This is a genomic window from Candidatus Symbiopectobacterium sp., from assembly GCF_020054415.1.
Classification (GTDB): Bacteria; Pseudomonadota; Gammaproteobacteria; order Enterobacterales; family Enterobacteriaceae; genus Symbiopectobacterium.
Genome location: NZ_JAHWCO010000191.1, coordinates 1 through 1,535, shown reverse-complemented (window position 1 = coordinate 1,535; position 1,535 = coordinate 1). Strand labels below are relative to the sequence as shown.

Genomic DNA, 1,535 nt, shown 5'->3' with positions numbered 1-1,535 from the left:
GGGGAAGTTGAGGCTGAGGTTGCCGGGCAACGATGCAGGGTTAACTTCGCGGTTAACACGCTGGGATTATCACGTCGCTTCCATGTCTTCGCGGCACCAAAACAGGATGCTGAACATACCTATGAGTCACTGGTTCGCGCCTTCCGGTTACTTCGGCGGCAGCTTGAAAACCGTGCTGGTCGATAACCAGAAAGCCGCAGTGCTGAAAAATAATAACGGGAAGGTGGTGTTCAACTCCGGGTTCCTGCTGCTGGCTGATCACTATGGTTTCCTGCCACGGGCCTGCCGCCCGCGAAGGGCCAGAACCAAAGGTAAGGTGGAGCGGATGGTGAAATACCTCAAGGAGAACTTCTTCGTCCGGTACCGCCGGTTCGACAGCTTCGCCCATGTTAATCAGTTACTGGAGCAGTGGATGGCTGACGTTGCCGACATGAGGAAACTTCGCCAGTTCAGACAGACGCAGGAACAGGTACATCTGCAGCAGTTACCGGATAATGACTTTGATACCAGTTACTTCAATATCCGACATGTCTCCTTGGATGGCTATATAGAGGTTGGTGGGAACCGTTACAGCGTGCCGGAAAGCCTGTGTGGCCACCCGGTCTCAATACGGTTCTCGCTGGATGATGAACTGAGGATCTACTGTAATGAGCAGCAGGTGGCATCGCACCGGCTCTGTTCGGCTGCATCCGGCTGGCAGACCGTGCCGGAGCACCACGCCCCGCTCTGGCAGCAGGTCAGTCAGGTGGAACATCGTCCGCTGAGCGCGTATGAGGAGCTGTTGTGATGCATGAACTGGAGATACTGCTGGGTCATCTGAAAATGGAACATCTGGGCTACCACGTTGAAAGCCTGCTGGACCAGGCGGCCAAAAAAGAGCTGACCTACCGCGAGTTCCTGTGCATGGCGCTGCAACAGAAATGGAACGGGAGACATCAGCGCGGTATGGAGTCCCGGCTGAAACAGGCCCGCTTCCCGTGGGTCAAAACGCTGGAGCAGTTCGACTTCGGCTTCCAGCCAGGTATCGATCATAAGGTCGTCCGGGAACTGGCAGGGCTGGCGTTCGTGGGGCGCAGCGAAAACGTGATCCTGCTGGGGCCGCCAGGTGTGGGCAAAACGCACCAGGCAGTAGCACTGGGGGTCAAAGCGGCTGATGCCGGTCACAGGGTGCTGTTCATGCCACTGGATAAGCTGATCGCCACACTTATGAAGGCAAAGCAGGAAAACCGGCTGGAGAAACAGCTACAGCAGCTTGGTTACGCCCGGGTACTGATACTGGATGAGATAGGCTATCTGCCGATGAGCCGTGAGAAAGCCAGTCTGTTCTTCCGGTTTCTGAACCGTCGGTATGAAAAAGCGAGCATCGTGCTGACGTCAAATAAAGTGTTCGCCGATTGGGGAGAGATGTTCGGCGATAACGTGCTGGCAACAGCAATCCTGGATCGGCTGCTACACCACTCAACCACACTGAACATCAAAGGAGAAAGCTACCGGTTAAAGGAAAAACGCAAAGCCGGAGTGCTGGCAAAAAACGC

1 protein-coding gene and 1 pseudogene are annotated in these 1,535 nt (G+C 55.4%); both read left to right on the top strand.

Going from position 1 to position 1,535, the window contains the following annotated elements:
* Positions 1-787: pseudogene (locus tag QZ506_RS05655) on the top strand (DDE-type integrase/transposase/recombinase); the annotation flags it as partial.
* On the top strand, positions 787-1,535 hold a 749-nt coding region (gene istB / locus QZ506_RS05650), incomplete at its 3' end, for an IS21-like element helper ATPase IstB (RefSeq protein WP_291969672.1). The pseudogene QZ506_RS05655 and the gene istB, both read left to right, overlap by 1 nt.